Below are 1,887 nucleotides of genomic sequence, written 5' to 3'. Positions count from 1 at the left end.
CCTGCAGACGTCGCAGGACATCGTCGCGGAGCAGAACCGGATCGAGGGCAACCGGATAGGGCTGTTCATGGACAACGCCACGCGCAGCCTGTTCGCCCACAACGCGGTCGTGGGCAACGGCGTGGGCATCGACATGCTGTCCAGCGCCGAGGCCAATCGCTTCGGGGAGAACGCCATCGTCGGCAACCGCACACCCGTGCGCAGGGCGGGTAGCGGCGTGAACGAGTGGACGGTGGACGGTCGCGGCAACTACTGGGGCGAGGTGGGTCTGTTCGACGTGGACGGTGACGGCGTGGGCGATCGCCCGCACCGCGCCGGCGACCCTTTCGCCTCGCTGAGCGCAGGCAAGCCGGCGCTGAGCCTGTTCCTGGGTACTCCGGCGGCGCGGGCGCTGTCCTGGGCCGAGAGAGCGTTCCCGGTCTTCGACCTGGCCCACGTCGAAGATCCACGGCCGCTGCTGCGGCCTCCCGAAGGCGTCCCGATCTCGACCCAAGCACAAGGGCCCGGATTCGCGGGCGACCTGCCGGCGCTGGCGCTCGCCACGCTTCTGCTGGCGCTGGTGCCGCTCGGGCTGGGACGGCTCGGCAGGTTCACCAGGAGGGCCGCCACATGATCCGGTACGAGGGCTTCGCCAAGCGCTACGGCCAGGTCGAGGCCGTCAGGGACCTCACGATGGAGGTCCGCGACGGGGAAACGCTGGCGCTCATCGGTCCGAACGGATCGGGAAAGACCACCTGCCTGAAGGGCGCGCTCGGGCTGATCAGACCCTCGGAGGGTTCGGTCGATGTGGCGGGGCGCGATCCGTTCAGCGATCCGGGCGCGCGCGCGGCGATCGGTTACCTGCCCCAGCGCCTCGGCTTCCCCGAGGGCGCCACCGCGGAGGAAATCCTGCACTTCCACGCCGGCTTGCGGGGCGCCGACGTCGCACGGGTGGGCGACCTGCTCGACCGCTTCGGCCTCGCCGACGCGGGTTCCCGCAGGGCCGACACGTTCAGCGGCGGGATGCGCCAACGGCTGGGTCTCGCGGTCACGCTCGTCGGCGACCCCGAGGCGCTCGTCCTGGACGAGCCGAGCGCGGCGCTGGACCCGTCCGCATCGCTCGCCATACGGGACGCGCTGGGCGCGCTCAGGGAGCAGTCGCGCACGCTGGTTTTCTCCTCGCACGACCTGGCCGAAGTGGGAACCCTGGCGGACCGCGTGGCCGTGTTCGTGGCCGGCGAGTTGAGGGCGCTGGGCTCACCGCGTGAGCTGGCGGCCAGCTTCGGGCTCCCGAGCCGTTTACGCCTGGCGGTGAGCGCCGGCGGAGCGGGCGTCGCGGAGGCCGCGCTGCGCGCGGGCGCTCAGGATGTGTCGGTGGCCGACGACGTGCTCTCCTGCCGGGTCGCTCCCGGCGCCGAGGCCGGCGTGCTCGAGGCGCTGCGCGCTCTGGGCGCCCCGCTCGGCGAGCTGAGCGTGACCGAGCCGGGGGTGGAAGACGTGTACCGAGCGATCACGGCGCCCGCGCCGAGGCTGGTGGCATGATGGCGACCGGGGCGGTTGGCACGGGGCGTGGCGCGAGCCGTCGGGCGTTCTGGTCCGTCGCGCGCCGCGAGCTACGCTCATCGCTGCGCGGCCGCCTGATCCCGTCCTTCGGAGGCCTGTTCGCGGTGCTGTGCGTGGGCATCGCGCTGGCCGGACTGGGTGGCAGCGGCATGGTGCTGGTGCAAGGCTTTACGCGCACGGCCGCTTCCCTGCTCAACCTGGCTCTTTACGTCTTCCCGCTCCTCGGACTGATTCTCGGCGCGAGCGCGTTCTCGGGCTCCGGGGGCGATCTCGAGCTGCTGGTTGCGCAACCGGTGCGCCGCTCCACCGTGCTTGGCGGGCGTCTCGTGGGGCTGCTGGGGGCGC

At 72.3% G+C, this 1,887-nt stretch carries 3 protein-coding genes; all 3 read left to right on the top strand.

Annotated elements, in window-relative coordinates; genetic code table 11:
• Window positions 1–613, top strand: a 613-nt coding sequence (locus ABFS34_16640; GenBank protein ID MEN8377054.1) for a NosD domain-containing protein, incomplete at its 5' end; no start/stop codon positions are given.
• Window positions 610–1,521, top strand: a complete 912-nt coding sequence (locus tag ABFS34_16635; protein MEN8377053.1) for an ABC transporter ATP-binding protein — start codon at window positions 610–612, stop codon at window positions 1,519–1,521. The genes ABFS34_16640 and ABFS34_16635, both read left to right, overlap by 4 nt.
• The coding region (locus ABFS34_16630) for a hypothetical protein (protein ID MEN8377052.1) at window positions 1,518–1,887 on the top strand (370 nt) is incomplete at its 3' end. The genes ABFS34_16635 and ABFS34_16630, both read left to right, overlap by 4 nt.

Source organism: Gemmatimonadota bacterium (assembly GCA_039715185.1).
GTDB lineage: Bacteria > Gemmatimonadota > Gemmatimonadetes > Longimicrobiales > RSA9 > DATHRK01.
The sequence above is the reverse complement of the archived record's forward strand: the minus strand, read 5'-3'. Positions and strand labels throughout refer to the sequence as shown.